Here is a 255-nt window from a genome sequence, read left to right as displayed (position 1 = left end):
GGCCGAGGCGCTCATGTCGGCCGAGGCGGATGCGGTGTGCGGCGCCGGCTACGGCGAGCGCAGCAGCGAGCGGGTCAACCGGCGCAACGGCTACCGGCAGCGGGACTGGGACACCCGCGCCGGCACGATCGAACTGGCGATCCCGAAGCTGCGCAGCGGGTCCTACTTCCCCGAGTGGCTGCTGGAGCGGCGCCGCCGGGCCGAGCAGGCCCTGATCAGCGTGGTGGCCACCTCGTATCTGCTGGGGGTGTCGAC

The 255-nt window shown here is 73.3% G+C and carries 1 protein-coding gene; it reads left to right on the top strand.

The window, feature by feature from the left end:
- Positions 1-255, top strand: a 255-nt coding sequence (locus tag QSK22_RS33530; RefSeq protein WP_285498545.1) for a transposase, incomplete at both ends; no start/stop codon positions are given.

It is taken from the genome of Actinomadura sp. NBRC 104425 (assembly GCF_030269545.1).
GTDB lineage: Bacteria > Actinomycetota > Actinomycetes > Streptosporangiales > Streptosporangiaceae > Spirillospora > Spirillospora keratinilytica.
The sequence above is the reverse complement of the archived record's forward strand: the minus strand, read 5'-3'. Positions and strand labels throughout refer to the sequence as shown.